At 45.5% G+C, this 20,948-nt stretch carries 11 protein-coding genes; 5 read left to right on the forward strand and 6 right to left on the reverse strand.

Features of this window, described 5'->3' with window-relative positions:
* Nucleotide 1: 1 nt before the first annotated feature.
* From ABQ275_RS10580 to ABQ275_RS10590, 3 genes are all read right to left on the reverse strand, one after another.
* On the reverse strand, nt 2-3,427 hold the full coding sequence (locus ABQ275_RS10580; protein WP_349318268.1) for a TonB-dependent receptor: 3,426 nt from the start codon (nt 3,425-3,427) through the stop codon (nt 2-4).
* A gap of 245 nt (nt 3,428-3,672) precedes the next feature.
* Nucleotides 3,673-4,803 (reverse strand): FecR domain-containing protein, encoded by a 1,131-nt coding sequence (locus ABQ275_RS10585; protein WP_349318269.1) that lies wholly within the window; start codon nt 4,801-4,803, stop codon nt 3,673-3,675.
* A 103-nt stretch (nt 4,804-4,906) separates the two neighbouring features.
* Nucleotides 4,907-5,464, reverse strand: a complete 558-nt coding sequence (locus ABQ275_RS10590) for an RNA polymerase sigma-70 factor (protein ID WP_349318270.1) — start codon at nt 5,462-5,464, stop codon at nt 4,907-4,909.
* Between the two features lie 253 nt (nt 5,465-5,717).
* Between ABQ275_RS10590 and ABQ275_RS10595 the strand changes: the two genes are divergently transcribed.
* Nucleotides 5,718-8,156 (forward strand): TonB-dependent receptor, encoded by a 2,439-nt coding sequence (locus tag ABQ275_RS10595; RefSeq protein ID WP_349318271.1) that lies wholly within the window; start codon nt 5,718-5,720, stop codon nt 8,154-8,156.
* Nucleotides 8,157-8,232: 76 nt separating this feature from the next.
* On the opposite strand, the gene ABQ275_RS10600 is transcribed toward ABQ275_RS10595, so the two are convergent.
* Genes ABQ275_RS10600 through ABQ275_RS10610 form a run of 3 tightly spaced genes read right to left on the reverse strand, consistent with a single transcriptional unit; the run spans nt 8,233 to nt 14,929 of the window.
* Entirely contained in the window at nt 8,233-9,147 is a 915-nt protein-coding gene (locus ABQ275_RS10600) for a PorP/SprF family type IX secretion system membrane protein (protein ID WP_349318272.1), read from the reverse strand.
* 29 nt (nt 9,148-9,176) lie between these two features.
* Entirely contained in the window at nt 9,177-12,347 is a 3,171-nt protein-coding gene (locus ABQ275_RS10605) for a gliding motility-associated C-terminal domain-containing protein (RefSeq protein ID WP_349318273.1), read from the reverse strand.
* 35 nt (nt 12,348-12,382) lie between these two features.
* Nucleotides 12,383-14,929 (reverse strand): FG-GAP-like repeat-containing protein, encoded by a 2,547-nt coding sequence (locus ABQ275_RS10610; RefSeq protein ID WP_349318274.1) that lies wholly within the window; start codon nt 14,927-14,929, stop codon nt 12,383-12,385.
* A gap of 1,148 nt (nt 14,930-16,077) precedes the next feature.
* Here ABQ275_RS10610 and leuC point away from each other — a divergent pair.
* From leuC to leuB, 4 genes are read left to right on the forward strand one after another with little or no spacing between them, the layout of a single operon-like run.
* Nucleotides 16,078-17,487, forward strand: a complete 1,410-nt coding sequence (gene leuC, locus ABQ275_RS10615; protein ID WP_349318275.1) for a 3-isopropylmalate dehydratase large subunit — start codon at nt 16,078-16,080, stop codon at nt 17,485-17,487.
* Between the two features lie 52 nt (nt 17,488-17,539).
* Complete coding sequence (leuD, locus tag ABQ275_RS10620; protein ID WP_349318276.1) at nt 17,540-18,136, forward strand: 3-isopropylmalate dehydratase small subunit; 597 nt, start codon at nt 17,540-17,542, stop codon at nt 18,134-18,136.
* 21 nt (nt 18,137-18,157) lie between these two features.
* The gene (locus ABQ275_RS10625) at nt 18,158-19,681 is read left to right on the forward strand and encodes an alpha-isopropylmalate synthase regulatory domain-containing protein (RefSeq protein WP_349318277.1); all 1,524 of its coding nucleotides are present in this window, start codon (nt 18,158-18,160) and stop codon (nt 19,679-19,681) included.
* A 42-nt stretch (nt 19,682-19,723) separates the two neighbouring features.
* The gene (gene leuB, locus ABQ275_RS10630; protein ID WP_349318278.1) at nt 19,724-20,797 is read left to right on the forward strand and encodes a 3-isopropylmalate dehydrogenase; all 1,074 of its coding nucleotides are present in this window, start codon (nt 19,724-19,726) and stop codon (nt 20,795-20,797) included.
* Nucleotides 20,798-20,948 lie beyond the last annotated feature (151 nt).

The raw sequence follows: 20,948 nt of genomic DNA on the forward strand, positions 1-20,948 counted from the left end.
GTTAGAAGTTTACATTAACACCAAAACTATATTTCTTCATAAACGGGTAAATACCGCCATCGCTCACAATATCAGCTTCGGGGTCCATTCCGGCCGGCAGGTGATCGAAGGTGAAGAGATTTTCACCGGAAACGAATACACGGATATTATCAATGAAGATGCGTTTCAGCAAATGTTTGGGTACAGCATATCCCAGTGTAATATTTTTCACACGCAGGTAAGCGCCGTCAGACATATATTTTGTTTGCACATTCCTGCTGCTGGTGGTATTACCTGCTGCATCGGGATAACTTCTCGGATAGAAACCATCCGGATTTTCCGGCGTCCAGTAATTGAGGTTGTGTTTATAAAGTGTACCAAATTGGTTCAGATAAGGCCAGTAGAGCTGATCGCTCAACCACATATCTCTTTTACCAACTCCCTGTAAGAAAAAGGAGAAATCGAAATTTTTATAAGAGGCGTTCCCAAATACCCCGAACTGGAACCTGCGGCGGGCATTGCCAATCACTTTACGGTCACCGGAATTAGCCAGGGTATTGTTGCCTGTAAAAATCACGCCGTCGCCATTAAGGTCCTCATAGCGCACATCACCGGGATTCTGCTGCACGCCTTTGCTACCGGCTACGCCAGACAGCAACGTACCTTTTTGCAGGTTGGCATTCAGGGTACCTTTTTCAAAATCATCTATCGTAAAATATCCTTTGGTAACATATCCCCAGATCTCTCCGATTTCCTCTCCTACGTAATAGTTATCCAATTGACCGCTGGCATTGATGGTGAGCAATCCTGCGGGATTATTATAGCGGGTAATATAGGCGCGGCTGTCAGACAAATTGAAACCAATTGAATAACTGACTTCTTTAATTTTATCTTTCCACGACATTTCCCATTCCCATCCTTTTGATTGCAGATCGGCCACATTCTGCAATGGTGCAGCAGCGCCAAGAATAGCGGGCAAGTCAGCACCGGGCGCCAACATATTCAACGTGCTACGCTGGAACCAGTCGAAGCTGGTATTGAGCCGGCCTCTCAGCAAACTGATATCTGTACCAAAGTTTAGTGTACGCACGGTTTCCCAGGTAAAGCTGGAGCTTACCAGTGCGGGCATATGCAGGGATAAATATTTGAGATTGGTGGCAGGGTCCGTCCAGGCTGCATTGTAGGTAGCCAGCCCCGGTACATATGGATAGTAATTGGGTGTACCATCCGTATTATTAACGACCTGGTTCCCTATTTCACCGAAAGAGCCCCTCAATTTAAACTGCGGTATTACATCTGCAAGTGGCTTCATAAATGATTCCTCACTTACATTCCAGCCGGCAGATACAGAAGGGAAGAAACCAAACCGCTGTGTAGCAGGAAACCTGCTTGATCCATCAAACCTGCCATTTACTTCCAGCAGGTATTTATTTTTATAGTCGTAGTTGATACGGCCAAAGTATCCGGAAATAGCATATTCCCCGAAGCTGTCATCGCCATCGATGGTGCCGGTGCTGGTTGAAAGCGACGGTACCTGGGAACTGAGCATGTCCAGCCTGTTGATCGTAAAGCTTTCCTGTTTACTGAGTTCCTGGTTGGTCCCCACCAGGAAGTTGAGGTGGTGATTGCCCAGCTCTTTGGTATAGTTGGCGTACACATTCAGCGCCTGATAAGTAGTTTGATTATTGGCGCGGGTGTAGCGGGTGTTGTTGTTCAGGAATTGCCTGTCGTAGGTAGCAGCGTTGATATATTCATTTTTATCCTGAATTTTGCGATCATCGCTGTTGCTCTTATTAAACGTATACTCGGCGGTTACTTTAAAACCGTTGAGCGGATTATATTCCAGCTTACCAAACAAACGCAGGTCATCTCCGAAGGTAGTATTTATGGGCTCTGTTTTCACCACATTATTGGGTGTGTTGTAAGGCAGTACATCTCCATTGGGAGCTGTACCAAAGCCGGTTGGCATGTAAGAGCTGTAGGTGATAGCATTATAAAACAAGCCGCTGTAATTGGCGGGTGTAGTGCGGTTACTGTTTTTATAAAAGAGATTTACACTCGCATTCAGGTTTTTAGTCAGTTCAGTGCTCACATAGGTATTCAGATTATAGCGGGTGTATTTATCTTTGTTGGTCACCAGGATGCCATCTTCACCAGTATAACCACCTGATACGCGGAAGGTTGTTTTCTCTGAACCACCGCCGAAAGAGAAATTATGCAGCTGTTCAAATCCGCGGGTGAAAAGGTCGCCATACAGATCCGTTTCTGCCAACGGATACATCAAACCGTTTACGGTGGTGCTACCATTCGGATATTTGCTATGATCCTGGTTGTATTCTTTCAGTAGGCCCAGCCAGGTATCTACATTCTGTCCTGTCCAGTACGAAGTAGTACCGAAGTCTTTCAGGGCGCTTACCAGTTCTATAGGTGTTGCTTTCTGCGGTAATGAAATGGGTGTGCTGGAAGTAAGGTTAGTGGAATAGTTGAATTTGATGGGCTGATTCTTTTTTCCTTTTTTTGTGGTAATGAGAATTACGCCAAAAGCAGCCCTGGCGCCATAAATAGAGGCTGCAGCTGCATCTTTCAGAACCGTTACATTATCAATATCTTTTGGATTTACATCATCAATATCCATCGGCACATTGTCTACCAGTACCAGCGGAGCGCCTCCGTTGATAGAAGTAAATCCGCGGATATTGAGTGCTGTAGACGTACCTGGCTGACCAGATCCGAAAGTTACCTGTAAGCCAGGAACAGCACCCTGCAGGGCTTGTGATGCGGAGCTAACAGGTCTGTCGCCTAATACTTCATCCATTTTTACGGAGCTGACAGCACCGGTCAGATTAGCCTTTCTTTGGGAGCCATACCCTACTACCACCACTTCACTCATGGCGGAGAGGTCTTCCTGTAATACTACTTTTATTTCCTGCGAACCGGCTTTTATTTCCTGTTGTACATACCCGATAGAACGGATGATCAATATCGATGCATCGCTTTGTACGTTGAGTGAAAATTCTCCCTGGTCATTGGTGATGGTACCATTGGAGGTTCCTTTTTCGAGGATACTTACACCGGGTACAGGCAAGCCTTTGCTGTCGGTTACTTTTCCTTTTACGGGCAGTTTTACCAGCGCTGGTTCACTGGCAGCCGGTATCGGTTTGCTGCCAATAAGAATAAGCCTATTTTCAATCCTGTAGGTCAATGGTTGTTTATTGAGTACAGTTGCCAATACTTCCTGGATGGAAGCATCTTTTACGTGAATGGTTACGGGAGATGCTTTCTCCAGCAATTCTGTACTGAACAACACATCGTAACCTGTCTGCCTTTTGATCTCCGCAAATACCTTCTTCAGTGAAGCCTGTTCAAGCTTCATCGTGATTTGCTGAGAAAATGCTGTTGCTGATACCTGGAGGCATGCAACAGTCAGTAAAAGGAAAGTCAGTTTCATGACATTCATTAATTTAATTAGACGAGGATTCCCGGGAGTTTTGCTGTTGACCGGGCAAAACTCTCCCTTGTATGGATTTCTGAAATGCATACATTTGCTTGATTAGGTGAAAAGATTAGTTTACTGAATAACGCGTTTGGTAACTGTTTTTTACCTTGTTTTACGACCGGTTATGTTGACGCATAACCGGTTATTTTTTGGTTGATTTAAAAAAATTATAAGATCCCTCCTTGTTTTTTGGTTTGCTATTTTACTTTTATTGTTCTTTCATCAATATAGAATTTCAGGCCACCGGTAAATTCGAGCATCTCTAATACCTTTGACAGTGGCTCATTCCGGGGTATGATCCCGTTATACCTGATCTTTGGAATGGTAGCCGGATCTACCCGGACATCGTACCAGCGGGACAGTTGTAACATGACCTCTGAAAGGTATGTGTCATTAAAAACGAAGTAGCCGTTTTTCCAGGCTATCGTTTCTTCCGCATTGGCCTTGCTTTTTTGCTGGGCGCCGGTTTGGTTGTTGATGCTGCATTGTTCACCTGGTTGCAGCAGGCTTCGTGCAGCGGCTGCGGTGGTGATGCTTACGCTGCCTTCCAGTAGTGTAGTGCGCTCCTGCGCATTATCATTATATGCATTTATATTAAAATGTGTACCCAGTACTTCCACGGTTTGCGTGGTGGTGCTCACTTTGAAAGGTCTGTTGGCATCTTTTGCAATTTCAAAATAGGCTTCCCCGTCGAGTTGCACTTTACGCTCCCCTGCTGCAAAGGTGGCCGGGTAACTGAGGGAGGAAGCGGCATTGAGCCAAACCTTGCTGCCGTCCTGTAATACAATGCGGTATTGCCCTCCGCGGGGAGTGGCTATTTTATTGAAACCCGTATCAGCTTTATTGGTGCCGCCGGTAGCTTCATATACAATTTCACCTGTGGCTGTTTTATAAATCCGGAGGCCGGTCTGCCGGGCAATATCCCCGGAAGCGGCATCGCTGAGAGAAATCTGTTGTCCATTGGACAGGGTAAGAACGGCCTTGTCGCCACCGGCAGGGATGTCGTGTGCCACATGCTTTGCTGCTGCCATAAACTTATGGGTGGCAGGTTTGTAAAGTGAAAAGCAGGTAATGATAATACCCGTGAGTGCAGCGGCGCTCAGGTACCAATACCTGATCAGGAACGGTTGTTGCTTCCCGGCAATACGGCGACGGATGTTGTCGTGCATTTGCTTTTCCACGCTTTCTTCATCCGGTAAGACCGTACCAGCCGCTATGGCAGCTTTTTCGGCTGCGATGCAGTAGTTGTTGTATATGGCTATTTCCCGGTCAGTGGCTGTACCGTCGCTTATTTTCTCCAATAATTGCTGTAATGCTTCCTGTTCCATTTTGGGTCTTATACCAGCAGGGCACTTCAAAGGAACACATCCCCTATACCGCAGCAAAAAAAAATGAGTAAATAACCAAATAAGTAAATAATACGTGGAGAAATCACATTAGGACGGACATGCTGCCCAGTCTCACCCGCAATTTTTTCAGCGCGGTGGTAAGCTGGTTTTCTACGGTTTTCTCTGAAATTCCCAACCGGTGGGCGATTTCCCGGTTAGATAAATGCTCCTGCCTGCTGAGGTAAAACACTTCCTTACAACGGGATGGTAATGCTTCTGTAAAATGAGCAATGATAGCTTTCAGTTCTTTTAGTTCCAAGATCCACTCTTCACTGGTGTCGGTGATTTCCTGCAGTTGCTGTGCTGCTATAAAAGCAGTGCGCACTTTGCTGTTGCGGACATAATTAGCCACCTTATAACGTACAGCCATGATGAGATAGCCCCTGAGCGTGGTGAGCACCAGGTGATCCCGGTGTTCCCACAGCCACACGAATACATCCTGCACAATGTCCATACTGGCCGCCTTGTCCTGCAACAAATAGTAAGCAGATTTAAAAAGCACATTCCAATGCCGCTGGTACACCTCATCGAATGCAGCCTTGTCGCCTGATTTTACGAAATCGAGCAGTTCACTGTCTGAGTATAAAGAATAGGCTGACATCTATCTGATTAATATAAACTTATCCAGGGAGCAAAACTATGAAAATGCCATCAATCTGAATTAAAAATCTAAAATGGCCATCAATGCCGGGAAATTAACGTGGCAGCCGATTTTCCCGAATGCGTAAAAACTTTTCCTGATCCGACTATATATTTTTTTAATCCCGGTGCAACTTTGCGCCGTGAATATCCCGCAATAATATATCTCCGGCGGGAAGCAATCTGTGTCACACAAAGTAGATCAAACCAAAAAGATGACGAAAAAAGTATCAATATTCATTTTAATATTATTATCTGTTACATCCGGCATCATGGCTCAGACCAATACCGGCAGCATTAAAGGAAACATCACCACCAGTGAAGGAGAAGCCGCCGCTTATGTAAGCGTACAGATTAAACGCAACAGCAGAGGTACAGTAACAGATGCTAAAGGAGACTTTACTTTCCGCCGTGTGGAACCGGGGCAATATACGCTGCTGGTATCTCTCATTGGTTATGAATCTACAGAAGAAACCGTGATGGTAACCGCCAACCAGGCCACTACTGTAAAGCTGCACTTACAGCTATCAAAAACACAATTGGCAGAAGTAACGATTACCGGTGGAAAGAATAAACTGGCCAACAAAGAAAGCGACTACATCGCCCGCTTACCTATTAAGAACCTGGAAAACCCCCAGGTATATAACGTAGTAGGTAAAGAGCTGATGAAAGAACAGGTAGTGACCAGCTTTGATGATGCACTCAAAAATGCGCCAGGTGTTTCCAGGTTGTGGTCATCTACCGGCCGCCCTAACGATGGCGCCGGCTACTTCTCCATGCGTGGTTTCAGCGTACAACCTTCTATGGTGAATGGTATTGCAGGAATATCCAACGGCGGCATTGACCCCGCAGATATTGAGCGTATCGAAACTATTAAAGGCCCTTCCGGTACCTTGTTTGGTAGCAGCCTGATTTCTTTCGGCGGACTCATCAACATCGTGACCAAAAAACCATATGACGTTTTTGGTGGAGAAATCAGTTATACCGGTGGCGGATTTGGTCTGAACCGTATCACTGCTGATCTTAATACCCCGCTGAATGAAGATAAATCTGTTGTGCTGCGTACCAATGCCGCCTATCATTATGAAGGCAGCTTTCAGGATGCCGGTTTTAAAAAATCGTTCTTCCTGGCTCCCAGCCTGTCTTACAAAGTAAATGACCGCCTGTCTTTCCTGATAAATACGGAATTTTATAATGGTGAAAGCACCAATGCACTGATGGTTTTTCTGAACCGCAGCCGCCAGCTGATTGCCAGAACACCGGAAGAACTGGGCATCGACTTTAACCGCTCTTTTACAGCCAATGATATTGCTTACAAAACACCCACGATGAACCTCTCCGGTCAGGCTACCTACAAACTGTCTGATAAATGGGTGTCACAAACCAATGTTTCCAGGGGTGTACGTAACAGTAACGGATATTATTCCTACGTGATGTTCCTGGATCAGGGCGATGCTACCGTACAAAAGCCGAATGACACTTTGTTGAGCCGCTTTGCCTATCATCAGAATTCTACTACCACCGCTACAGATATACAACAGAACTTCATCGGTGATTTTAAAATAGGACAGTTGCGTAACCGCGTTGTTGCCGGGCTGGACTTCCTCAGTATCAAAACCAGTAACGACAATTCACCCTACCTCCTTTTTGATATGGTGAATGCCGTTAACACACAGGATCCCCGGTATGCAGAGTTGAACAGGCCCGCTCTTGATGCTAAACTGGCGCAAACAACTGCCGGTCAAACTAAAAATGCGGTCAGCAATTATACCTACAGTGCTTATATTTCAGATGTATTAAATATCACTGATGAATTGATAGCGATGGCCAGTGTGCGGATCGATTATTTTGATAACAAGGGAACCATCAACTACCTGACCCGCAAAACCAGCGGCGACTATAACCAGGTGTCCGTGTCTCCGAAATTCGGGCTGGTATACCAGGTAGTAAAAAATAAAGTGAGTCTCTTTGCCAACTACATGAATGGATTCCGTAACACACCACCCGTAACACAACCACTCCCTGAACTGGAAGGCACCTTCAAACCTCAGCAGGCCAACCAGCTTGAAGGAGGCGTGAAACTGGATGCATTCAAAAACAGGTTGAGCCTCAGCGCCAGCTATTATAACATCCTTGTAAAAGATATGACACGTGCGGCCTCTATTGTAAAAGACGGTCAGACTTATAACTACACCATCCAGGACGGCTCACAGAGAAGTAAAGGCGTGGAAATAGATCTCGTTGCCAACCCGTTACCAGGCTTGAATGTTGTAGCCGGTTATGGTTACAACGACAGTAAAATGGTGGAATCAGATATTAATGTCATCAACCGCAGACCTACTACAGCAGGCCCTGAGCACCTGGTGAACTGGTGGATCAGCTATACAGCCAACAGCGGTGCATTACATGGCTTAGGCGCCGGATTTGGCGGCAACTATGCCAGTGATAATATGATCACCAACGATCTCAGAACAGGTGTCTTCACCTTGCCTGCCTATACCGTTTTAAATGCCAGTATCTTCTACCAGGTAAAAGCATACCGCCTGGCATTAAAACTTGACAATATTGCTGACAAAGTATATTATGGTGGATGGACAACCGTAGAAAAACAGCTGCCCAGACGTCTTTCCGCTAACGTGACTTTTAAATTCTGATCGGGGTATCAGTGAGATTTTAAAAGGGCCGGTCTGCATCGCAGGCCGGCCCTTTGTAACTATATTAAACCGGTTACTAGTTGAATAAATTGATCGTTAGCGCCAGTGTGAAATTATTATCCAGGTAACTCCGCAAGCCTGCTGTCTGTGAAGTATAGATCAGCTGTACACCCACTGCGGAGCGAAAATTAAATCCGGCACCTAACGTATAGTTTTTAGAAGTATGATAGAGTCCGAAGAGGTTTACCCAATTATCCAGGAATACTACATTTGCGCCGAAATCAAATATATTATCGTATCCACGCACGCCTCTGAAACAGGCTTTCGGTTCAATAGAAGTGAACTCATTGCCGATGTAAAACCTGTAACTGGCAGCCGCATAAAAGGTGGCGCTGTTGGCAATCTCCCGGTTTTCTTTACTGAAATATCCCACCACATTCGGTAAGGCTGCCTGCAGATTAAGATGGCCATCCGTATAAGCCATCCCAAAATCACCATCAAAATAATTATCTCTCCGGTTATACATACCAATGGAAGGATCATTTATATCTCCATTGATATTTTTTATATCCAGGCGGTCGTTGCGAAGCCCGGCAGACAAACCGAAATGAAGTTGCTGCTGCCCCGTTTGCGATAATGGCATGTGGTAGGCATAGGTCAGCGATACACGGGTCCTGGAAATCAGGCCGGCTACATCCCGGTATACATTTAAGCCGGCTCCTACCCTGTTACCCACAAGGTAATCCGCCGTAAATGACATCGTTACGGGTACGCCGGGATCGTTCTTCAACTGCCTGCGATAAGCGCCATTGATGTACAGCCCTGAATCTATTCCTGCAAAAGATGGATTACCTATATACTGATTCTGAAAATACTGTGTTGCTGGTGGGTCTACCAGTGTACTGGTATTACCCAGGGATTGGGCACCGGCCTGCTGTATCGTGATGCTGAACATCAAACATCCGATTCCGGCTACGATATAACTTTTCATCGTTTTAATTATTTGCAAGATCATTATAATTATTTGTCGCGAATGATTGTAATGAAACCCTTTACCTTAGGGAGTCCTGTGCCGAAGTCCAGTATATAATAATAGGTTCCTTCTTCCAGGGCTGTACCATTTAACGTTCCACCCCATTCGTTTTGATAACCACGTTTGGTATAGATCATACGGCCGGAACGGTCAAAGATCTTCACTTCATTATTGGGATAGCTATCGATATTCTTAATGATAAACCGGTCGTTGATACCATCTCCGTTTGGCGTAATCAGGTTCACACCATCCACTTTATAATCATCTATCACTTCAATGTCTATCTGCCCTGTAGCAGTGCATCCTGCGGCATTGGAAGCGGTAACGCGGTAGGTGGCATTTGCTTGCGGACGGATCACCACGGTGGCACTGTTTTGCCCGCTGACGATATCCGGTGCATTATCCCAGGCGTATGTCACACCGCCAGCTGCTGTTAATTCTACGGGAAGTCCTTTCGATACTTTTGTTCCCATATTGCTGGTAATGGTTGGTTCGGCAACGGAGGTGACAGCGAGCTTAAATGTCTGGCTGCTTTGATTTACCCCGCCATTGTCAGTGCCGCCACCATCTTTTACAGTTACCGTGATATTGGCGGTACCGGTTGCACCTGCTGCAAAACGGAACTGCACCCCCTCGTCGTCTGCTGTCAGCGTTGTAAAGAGTGCGGCGTTATCGGAGGTTGCGGTAACGGTAGTTGTTTGCGCCGTTTCAGGACCAGCTGTAATGCCCGACAGGGCTATCGTCTGCGTGGTTGTAACAACACAGAAAGATTGATCTGCAATGGCGTTAATAGTAGGTGCTTCATTTACATCCCGGACTGTGATCACAAACGCTTTTTCAAAAAATTCACCTGCCGGTGCAGTGGCACGTATGCGGATATTATAAGTAGTCTGTGTTTCAAAGTTGAAAGCCTGCGTCGCCCTGAGATTACTGCCAGCTATGTTGAAGGCGGTGTTGTCAGTACTGCCTGCGCCGGCTGCCAACGTATAAGTAATTGCTTCCCCGGGTTCAACGGAGGTCGCAGACAAAGCGCCTATCACTGCATTCACCGCATTATTTTCAAAGACAGCATTATTGCTCAAAGTGATATCCGTAGGTGCTTCGGGTACGTTCGTCAGGGTGATGTGTACGGTCTGGACAGCGGACGTATTTACCCCGTCACTCACGGTAACGGATATATCAAAAGATGGATTGGCTTCGTAGTTCAGATCTCCGGCATCATTCACGGTGAGTGCTCCCGTTACCGGATTAATACTAAAGGCAGGATCTGCATCTCCGTCCGGATTTACATTGGTGGTGATGGTATACTGCTGCAATGGCAATACAGCGCCGGCATCCGTAGCGGCTACTGTGCCTGCTACTGTTGCCACCGGGCTGTTCTCCGCAATGGTGAACACCTGACCTGCTGTAACTACCGGCAAAACAGCATCCACTTTTATATTCGTTTGTGCGCCCACGTTATTCAGGGTGAGTGTTGCAGGATTGCCGGCTGCATCCTTAATAGTGCTGCCATTCAATACCATTGCGGCGCCACATTGTACACCATCCGCATCCAGGTCGCCGGATTGTACGGTGTAGCGGAAAAGCAGGACTGTAGTACCGGTACCGGATACATAATTCAAAGTACGGGTGGTACTGCCTACTACCAGGGTTATTGAAGGATCACCACCGGTTGCATCCACATCTACATTTTCGTTAAGGCTGACCGTATAATCCAGTTGATCACCAGCTTTGTGCACACCATCGGCTGGTACGGCAACACTTGTTACTACCGGCGCCACTGCATCTACCAGCACAGCGGATGTTGGAGCAACATCTACCAGCGCAGGTACTGCATCATTTTCAACCGCATCGCGGATAGTGCCGCCATTAAGATTCAACGAAGCTGCCAATGCAATACCATCTGTATCCAGCTCACCATCTTTCACGGTATAGCGGAAAGTAAGGGTATTACTTCCGGTACCGGCCTGGTAGCTGGCCGATACAACCGTAGCGCCAATGGTCACCGGAATAAACGGTACATCGGTTACATCCACCGATTCGCTGAACAGTACGTTGAATTCAAGGTTTTCATTAGCCTTGTATGTTTTATTAGCAGGGACCGTTACTTTGGTAATAACTGGTACCACGCCATCAATCACGAGATCTTTGTTGCCTGCAAGGGCCTTGGCGCTGCCGGCAGCGGGCAAGGTAACCGTTGCATCTTTCACCCAGGTACTCTGAATAGTACCGCCATTCAAAGTAAGCGAACCGGTATTTACATAGTCCAGATCGGCGGCTACATCGCCCGCCTGTACGGTATAAGAGAAGGTGATGGTATTTGTATTTGATCCTGAACTATAAACAGCTGTTCTGTCTGTGGCGCCTGTTTCCAGTAACAATGCGGGCGTACCACCTGTTGTATTCACAACAACGGGCTGGTCGAAAGTAACCGTAACAGGAATCACTTTTCCGATACCGTAAGCACCATTTGCGGAAGTCGCCGATACATTTGTAATCAGTGGCGACGATGCGCTAACGGTAACAGGGATTGTCAGATCATCCGACATAGGAGGTGCAGGTGTATTTCCCTGGTCGTTTACAGCTATCTTCAGTGTGGCCGCTCCTGCAAAATTAGGATCCGGGGTAAAGACAAAATCCGCTAAAGCGGTATTTATATCTGCCAGTTTACCCCTGACGGTTACGGATCGATCCAGTGTGCCGGATCCGGAGACGAAGGTCAGGTTAGCAGTTGTAATTAATGTGATCTTACCGTTTGTTGCTGTCAGGGTAATGCTGATGGTACCCGTGCCGGCATCCACATCACTGATACTTATCAGGTTACTATTTGCCGTATTAAAATGTAACGGTACATCCTGTCCGGTGGATTGAGCCGGTATGTTACCGATCGCAGGGGCATCATTTACCGGGCTTACCACAAGCGCAATGGAGGCTGTGGCCGTCTTAGGCGTATCGTTTGCAGGACCGCCGTTGTCGTTGAGCAGCACATTCAACGGCAGGGTGCCGCTGGTATCTGCTACCGGCAAATACATCAGATTGCCGGCAGTAATAAATGTATTCATATCTGCAATGGGACCGGTTAGGATAAGATGGCTGGTACCACTGCCACTTGCCGTTATTTGCGGTGTAGCCGTTGCCGTGAGTGTACCGGCGGCCACGATGAAGGTAGCAGTAACCGGGCTGGTTCCTGCATCTACATCATTAAAAGATATATTTTGAATGGCTGTGGACCATCTTCCACAACCGCTATAGTGGGTGGTGCGGTGACGGTGGGACTATCATTGATAGCGGCAAACAGCAGGTTGGTGCTGGTAGTTGCTGTAGCTGCCGGTCCACCCGTATGCCCGTTATCATTAATAAGGGTATTTAATACTACCGTTCCGTTAGCATTTGGTACGGGTAAATATCTTACACTGTTGGCTGTAATAAAACTATTGAGATCTGTAATAGCGCCCGTCAACGTAATGGTATTGGTTCCGGAGCCGGTTATAGTGACCTGCGGTGTAGCCGTTGCCGTGAGTGTTCCCGTAGCAGCGGAAAAAGTAACTGTAACGGGATTGTTCCCTGCATCTACATCGCTGAAAGAAATACCGCTGATGGTTACCGATGCATCTTCAATGGCACTGATACTGGCAGGTGCTGTTATAGTGGGGGCATCATTCACGGCAGTGATCACCAGATTGGAGCTATCGCTCGCTGTCTCCGCCGGGCCGCCGGTGTGGCCATTATCGTTGATCATTATCGCTAATGGAACCGTATTGGTGGCATTTGGCAAAGGTAGGTATAAAACACTGCTGTCGGTTATGAAACTGTTGATTTCATCTATTGCACCTGTGAGTGTGAGGGCGCCTGTACCGGAGCCACTTACGGTTACCTGGGGTGTAGCCGTTGCCGTGAGCGTACCTTCCGGCACGGTCAACGTAACGGTAACCGGATCAGTACCTGCGTCCTGGTCAAAGAATGAAATACCGGTGACCGCTGATGCAGTGTCTTCCGTTACCACAATACTAGCTGGTGCGGTAACACTTGGCGGATTATTCACCATCAGCATAAGGGTTAAGGTACTGGTATCACAGGTACTCGGTCTACCATTATCACAAACCTGGTAGATCAAACTATCTGTTTGAGGTGAATTGGCGTCTGGAGTGTTCATTGTATAAGTAAAGCTGCCGTCCGCATTCAGCACCACGGTGCCGTTTACCGGGGCGGTAACAAGCGAAGCGGTCAATGCATCCCCTTCTGCATCAGAATCATTGGTCAATACATTTCCGTTTTGGGGAGGACCTGTTACAATAACCGTGTCTCTTAAAGCAACGGGTGGAGTATTTGCCCCGATAGCAGTAAAAGTGAAAGAGGTAATATCAGAGATGCCCATAAAACTGACATTGGAAAGATCTTTAAAAGTACCGGGAAGAATCTGAACGGCATAGCTACCTGTTGGTAAAGGCGACGGTAACCGGATAGCGCATGTCATGCCTCCTGGTAATACAGATACATCTAGCATATCTATTTCCTGCACTGCCAGTGTGGCGATGTTCATAATAGTGATCTTCCCCGTACTTTTAACAACCGGCTCGCTGAGAGTGATTTCTATATTGCTGAGTGCAGACACGTTCGTGGCATTGTTTGCCGGGACTGTATTAATAATACGGGGTGGCGCCCCATTCTGTGAATAATAATATCCGTAGGTGTTATTCCGTGGATACCAGAGATCTATATCCGTATCACCATCAAAATCACCCAGCTGAAAATTATTATAATCAGGAAATTGGTTAGGCCCGGCTATTGTGGCAAAAGGAGATAAAACCAAAGGGCTTACCTGAAGATAAAACCCGCCCAGATTCTTCGCGAAATGATAATTTGGGAATCCTACGCTTGTCTGGTATAATACATCCGGGAGTCCATCACTGTCAAAATCGGCCACCACAGCATTTCTTGTATCTGTCAAGGATGGAAAACCCGTGGCATTCTCTGCTACAAAAACATTTCCGTAATTCACCAAAAGGGAACCGGGCGCATTTATAGCAGGCATCCATATGTCAATATCACCGTCATTGTCATAGTCTGCCAGGAAAAAGCCGGTGCTTAAACCTGATATTGACAGGCCACCAAAAGGAGACGCAGCAATCGGTATTTCTATAAAGAAAGCGGTTCCTTTTGTTCTGTTATTTTTATAGTATCCAAAAACGCCGAGAGATTTTTCACAGAAAATATCCGGAAAACCATCATTGTCAAAATCGGCGACCCCAATCCTGTTCAGGAAATCAGGCACCGGGAAAACGGCCGCATTCCCCAATGAGAAAGTGCCTCCGTTATTTTGCAGATAGATGCCCGGCTGGTTTTGCAGGGCAAACCATACATCCATATCACCATCCGAATCAAAATCGGCAATATGCACCTCACTACCATTGCCAAGGTTAGCCGGCAGCTGTGCTTCTACACCTGCAAAAGGAGAAGCCGATATAGGCATCCACGTGAAAGAACCACCTCCGATTGATTTTGCATAACCATAAGGTGAACCATCTCCATTGGTCTGGTACAACACATCATCCCTTCCATCTCCATCAAAATCGCCTATACAAACATCATCGGATTGCAATGTCTGTGGGAAATTTAAAAAAGGTGTATTCGTCGAATTCGCGGTATAGGTAACCGTTTGTGCCTGTGCAACGGTGCCCATTGCCAAGCATAAAACGACCCATCCAATTATTTTTTTCTTACTAAAGTAAAATTTTTGCATACTATCAGATTAACAATTTTCTTAAATGCTTATACACAGAGATATGGGTTCTTCCATCGTGAAACGGCCATGGCCGATCCTGACGTTAATATGAGATCAGCCCCGGTAATATTATCTTCGCGGCTGATTACAAAATTGGTTACCGCCTGTGGTGTATGGGTATATCTTCCTGCAAATTCAATATTGGCTGGTGTATCAAGATCTGCACCCCAGGTGGCGGCACTCTACATATTTTCAATCAAAGAAGCATTAGGGATCAGATCATTTTCCACCATAAACGGGCTAACGGAAAGGGACATACGCTCCTGCCAAACTGCGGACATGCGGGTGTGCAGGCATCTGCCTAGCAAAGCAAATAAGGCTGTATGCTGAGCAATGGGCAAAATTGACCGGCACAAAACAGCCTGCCGCGTGGTGGGTAGTTCGCAGGCCACAGAAGAATAGTACAAAGGAATGGGTCCATGACAATTTGTGGTTTAAGGAGGATATAGTAAAGAAAAAGATAAATTGATTTATTAGGAATCCGGTTGAAATACTGATGAGATAAAACGATAGGAATACTATCTAAATGGGAGTCCAAGATAATAAAATATTTAATTCAAGCTATTTATTTTCATTCATTTTCTATGTACACTTGACGGGAACGGCTATACGTTGATAATAATGAAGTAAATTATTATGGGAAAAGTATCGCCTGCTGTACTGCGAACCGGTGTTGAACAATTTTATATGATGGATTTTTTTATTTTAAGATGCAGGCTTTTTGTTACAGAGAAGACTACTAACTGAAACAAAACAGCTACATCTCAACATCAAAAAATCACTACCTGTTAAGCGGTTTGTTTTCTTACCGGGCTATCATCATGATAAAAATACCCGTACATTAATTGTAAATAAACATAATACATAGAATCATTCATTTACATCCCTTCCCTCCCCACTTTCCTGCTTTAACGCCACAAAAAGGATCGGAAAAGTATTAATCTGCTGATAATCAATATAATATATAAATATTCTTAGAATAACCCATCTTTACCCCTACTCAATTCATTATATTTTCGTCACTATTATTAGAGATAATGTGAAAAAAAATAAGATTATATGGATATATTTTAAGAATTTAGCAGTTACTTTTAAAATTATAAAAAATGAGCAAAATACCCACTACATTATTTGACAAAGTATGGGATTCGCATGTGGTCAGGAAAATTGAAGACGGTCCTGATGTGTTTTTTATAGACCGCCACTTTATTCATGAAGTAACGAGCCCGGTTGCATTCCTTGGCCTGGAAAGCCGGAACCTTCAGGTAATGTTCGCTGAAAAAACATTCGCTACTGCCGATCATAACACCCCTACCATTAACCAGCATTTACCGGTAGGTGATCCGCTTTCTGCCAATCAGCTGAAAGCATTGGAAACCAATTCGGCCAAATACGGTATTTCACATTGGGGTTTAGGTAATCCAAAGAACGGCATCGTCCATGTAGTAGGGCCTGAAAACGGTATCACACTGCCGGGCATGACGATTGTTTGTGGTGACTCACATACCTCTACGCATGGTGCATTTGGCGCCATCGCATTTGGTATCGGTACATCGGAAGTAGAAATGGTGCTTTCTTCACAGTGCATCATGCAGCCCAAGCCAAAGAAAATGCGCATTAAAGTAAATGGCAAGCTGGGTAAAGGTATTACACCAAAAGATGTGACACTCTATATCATTTCCAAACTGACCGCAGCCGGCGCCACCGGTTATTTCGTGGAATATGCAGGTGATGTATTTGAGAAGATGAGCATGGAAGGCCGTATGACGGTTTGTAATATGAGTATTGAAATGGGCGCACGCGGCGGCATCATTGCCCCCGATGAAACGACCTTCTCTTATATCAACGGCAGAGAAAAAGCACCAAAAGGAGCAGCATGGGATACAGCCCTGGCTTACTGGAAGACATTAAAAACAGATGAAGATGCCCTGTTTGACCTGGAACATCAATTCGATGCAGCAGATATAGAACCCATGATCACATACGGTACCAATCCGGGTATGGGGATGGGCATTACCAACCGTATTCCACTTGCAGCGGCAACTGATGGCAGCAAAGCCAGCTATGAAAAATCACTCGACTACATGGGCTTCCATGAAGAAGAAGCCATGCTGGGTAAAAAAGTGGATTACGTATTTATCGGCAGTTGCACCAACGGACGTATTGAAGATTTCCGTGCATTTGCCTCTATCGTAAAAGGTCGTAAAAAAGCAGATCATATCACCGCCTGGATCGTTCCCGGTTCACACATCGTGGAACAACAGATCAAAGATGAAGGTATCCTGGATATCCTGACAGCAGCAGGATTTCAACTGCGTCAACCCGGATGTTCCGCTTGCCTGGCGATGAATGATGACAAAATTCCAGCCGGCAAATATGCGGTGAGTACCAGTAACCGTAACTTCGAAGGAAGACAGGGACCCGGTTCCAGAACTATGCTGGCCAGCCCGTTAGTGGCAGCAGCTGCAGCAGTAACAGGTGTGGTAACAGACCCCAGAGAGCTGATCGCTGATTAATACTTACTTTTTGACATCCGAAACAAGCAACTTTAAACGATACAATTAAAAAATGGCTTACGATAAATTCACCATATTGAGGAGTTCAGCGGTGCCAATGCCGATAGAAAATGTGGACACCGACCAGATCATTCCTGCCCGTTTTTTAAAAGCAACCGAGCGTAAAGGATTTGGCGATAACCTGTTCCGTGACTGGCGCTATGATACAGACGGTACACCAAAAAAAGATTTTGTCTTAAATAACCCGATTTATTCAGGCAAAATACTGGTTGGCGGTAAAAACTTTGGAAGTGGCAGCAGCCGCGAACACGCAGCCTGGGCGATATACGACTATGGCTTCCGTTGTGTAGTATCCAGTTTCTTCGCAGACATCTTCAAGAACAATGCTATCAATGTTGGTATCTTACCCGTACAGGTAAGCGCCGAATTTTTAGACCGGATATTTACGGCGATTGAAGCAGATCCCCATGCCGAACTGGAAGTAAACCTCCCGGCACAAACGATCACCATCCTGGCAACAGGCGAAAGTGAATCCTTTGCTATCAATACCTATAAGAAGCACAACCTGACAAATGGCTTTGATGATATTGATTATCTGCAAGCCATGAAAAATGAAATTCAATTGTTCGCTGCCAAGAGCATGTACTAAAAAAAACAGCCAATAATTATTATGTCAGTTGCCCAGCGTTATGTTGAAATAATGGATACCACGCTCCGCGATGGTGAGCAAACCAGTGGTGTTTCTTTTTCACCATCGGAGAAGTTAACCATTGCCCGGCTTTTATTAACCGAAGTAAAAGTAGACAGGATCGAAATTGCCTCTGCCCGTGTGTCTGAAGGTGAATTTACTGCGGTAAAAGCAATTACCAAATGGGCGAAGGCGAATGGTTTATTGAACAAGGTGGAAGTGCTGACATTTGTTGATGGAGCGGTTTCCGTAGAATGGATGGTGCGGGCAGGTGCTAAAGTAATGAACCTGCTGACAAAAGGTTCCCTGAACCATTTAACACATCAGTTAAAGAAAAAACCGGAAGAACATTTTGCAGATGTAGCAGCTGTTATTGCACTGGCAAAGAAAAAAGGGCTTGCATGTAATGTGTACCTGGAAGACTGGAGCAATGGCATGCGGCATTCAAAAGCATATGTTTTTCAATACCTGGATTTTTTGCAACGTCAGCCGGTAAAAAGGATCATGTTGCCGGATACTTTAGGTGTACTGACACCATCGGAAGTAAGCGTATTCATAACAGAAATTGTACAGCGATATCCCAAGCTCCATTTCGATTTTCATGCACACAATGATTACGACCTGGGCACCGCCAATGTATTGGAAGGTGTAAAAGCCGGTGCGCACGGTATTCACCTCACCATTAATGGTATGGGTGAAAGAGCGGGCAACGCCCCGTTGGCCAGTGCCATCGCTGTATTGAATGATTTCATGCCTTCCATAAAAACAGCCGTAGCTGAAGAGTCGTTATACAGTGCAAGTAAGCTGGTAGAAACATTTTCGGGTTTCCGTATCCCGGCCAACAAACCGGTAGTGGGAGAAAATGTATTTACACAAACAGCCGGTATTCACGCGGATGGCGATAAAAAGAATAAACTATATTTCAGTGACCTGATGCCGGAACGTTTTGGCCGGCAACGCATGTATGCCCTGGGCAAAACAAGCGGAAAGGCCAACATCGAAAATAATTTACAGCAACTCGGTATACAACTGTCTGAACCGGATCTGAAAAAAGTAACACAGCGTATCATTGAACTGGGCGATAAGAAAGAAGTGCTTACACAGGCCGATCTTCCTTACATCATTTCTGATATACTGGATAGCAGCAGGATCGAGGAAAAGGTATGCATAGAAAACTATGTACTCACCCATTCCAAAAACCTTAACCCGTCTGTAACCCTGAGAATCCTTATCGATGGCGAACTCTTTGAAGAACACTCACAGGGCGACGGGCAATACGATGCATTTATGAATGCATTGAAAAAAGTGTACAAAAAGAAAAAACAGGAATTGCCCGCATTAACAGACTACACCGTACACATACCGCCAGGTGGTAAAAGTGATGCGTTATGCGAAACAATCATTACCTGGAGCTTTAACAATAAAGAATTCAAAACGAGGGGGCTCGACAGCGATCAAACGGTATCTGCGATCAAGGCAACACAAAAAATGTTGAACTTAATATAAGCCCGGCGTACAAAATATTTTATTATCTCAATAAACAACCGAATGGCAACCAAACATATTTTAATTGTTCCAGGCGATGGAATTGGACAGGAAGTAACAGCAGTTGGTAAAAAAGTGTTAGATAAAATAGCTGCAAAGTTCGGGCATACATTTACCTATGATGAAGCATTGATCGGGCATGTGGCGATTGAAGCAACCGGTAATCCTTTGCCGGATGAAACACTCGAAAAAATGCGTAATTCAGATGCGGTATTGTTTGGTGCTGTAGGCCATCCGAAATATGATAACGACCCCTCTGCCAAAGTAAGACCGGAACAAGGCTTACTGAAGATGCGCAAAGAACTGGGTCTGTACGCCAATCTGCGTCCCATCAAATTGTTTGACGAATTGCTCAATGCTTCCAGTATCAAACCGGAAATATTAAAGGGCGCTGATATTTTATTCTTCCGTGAACTGACAGGTGATATTTACTTTGGTGAAAAAGGAAGAAAAAATAATGGCGATACTGCCTATGATGTTGCTGAGTACAGCCGCTACGAGGTAGAACGTATTGCCAGGAAAGCCTTTGATGCGGCAAGAACCCGGAGAAAGAAATTATGCTCTGTAGATAAAGCCAATGTTATTGAAACTTCCAGGCTGTGGAGAGAAGTGGTACAGAAAGTAGCACTGGAATATCCTGACGTGGAAGTGGAACACCAGTTTGTAGATGCTACGGCTATGATGCTGATAAAGGACCCACGCCGTTTTGATGTGGTGGTTACCGCCAACCTCTTTGGTGATATCCTGACCGATGAAGCATCACAGATTGCGGGTTCTATGGGTATGCTGGCATCCGCCTCTATAGGCGATGGTACCGGTGTGTACGAACCCATTCATGGTTCCGCGCATGATATTACCGGCAAAGGCGTTGCTAATCCGTTAGCCTCTATCCTGTCTGCTGCCCTGCTGCTGGACATTTCCTTTGGTATGAAAGCAGAATCAGATGCCGTGATCAATGCGGTAGACAGTGTGTTAAAAGCTGGCTTCCGTACCGGTGATATTGCCGATGCACAGACCCCACAAGATAAAATATTAGGTACTGCTGCCATCGGTGAAGAAGTGCTTAAATTTATTTAAGAAGATGAACGAATGATGATATATAGAGACCAAAAGCCTTACTAATCAAGGTTTTTGGTCTTTTGTATATTTTACCCCGCAGGTTAATTCCCCCTTACTTTTCAGCCATATCACCTGTATTACAAAGCAGGTAGAAATTGTCTGAATCTCA

The organism is Chitinophaga sp. MM2321, assembly GCF_964033635.1.
In the GTDB taxonomy this organism is placed as follows: Bacteria; Bacteroidota; Bacteroidia; order Chitinophagales; family Chitinophagaceae; genus Chitinophaga.

Coding starts and splice junctions, on each gene's coding strand:
- ABQ275_RS10600 (WP_349318272.1), bottom strand. CDS start 9,147: ATGAAAAGTTATATCGTAGCCGGAATCGGATGTTTGATGTTCAGCATC.
- ABQ275_RS10585 (WP_349318269.1), bottom strand. CDS start 4,803: ATGGAACAGGAAGCATTACAGCAATTATTGGAGAAAATAAGCGACGGT.
- ABQ275_RS10580 (WP_349318268.1), bottom strand. CDS start 3,427: ATGAAACTGACTTTCCTTTTACTGACTGTTGCATGCCTCCAGGTATCA.
- leuB (WP_349318278.1), top strand. CDS start 19,724: ATGGCAACCAAACATATTTTAATTGTTCCAGGCGATGGAATTGGACAG.
- ABQ275_RS10610 (WP_349318274.1), bottom strand. CDS start 14,929: ATGCAAAAATTTTACTTTAGTAAGAAAAAAATAATTGGATGGGTCGTT.
- leuC (WP_349318275.1), top strand. CDS start 16,078: ATGAGCAAAATACCCACTACATTATTTGACAAAGTATGGGATTCGCAT.
- leuD (WP_349318276.1), top strand. CDS start 17,540: ATGGCTTACGATAAATTCACCATATTGAGGAGTTCAGCGGTGCCAATG.
- ABQ275_RS10625 (WP_349318277.1), top strand. CDS start 18,158: ATGTCAGTTGCCCAGCGTTATGTTGAAATAATGGATACCACGCTCCGC.
- ABQ275_RS10595 (WP_349318271.1), top strand. CDS start 5,718: ATGACGAAAAAAGTATCAATATTCATTTTAATATTATTATCTGTTACA.
- ABQ275_RS10590 (WP_349318270.1), bottom strand. CDS start 5,464: ATGTCAGCCTATTCTTTATACTCAGACAGTGAACTGCTCGATTTCGTA.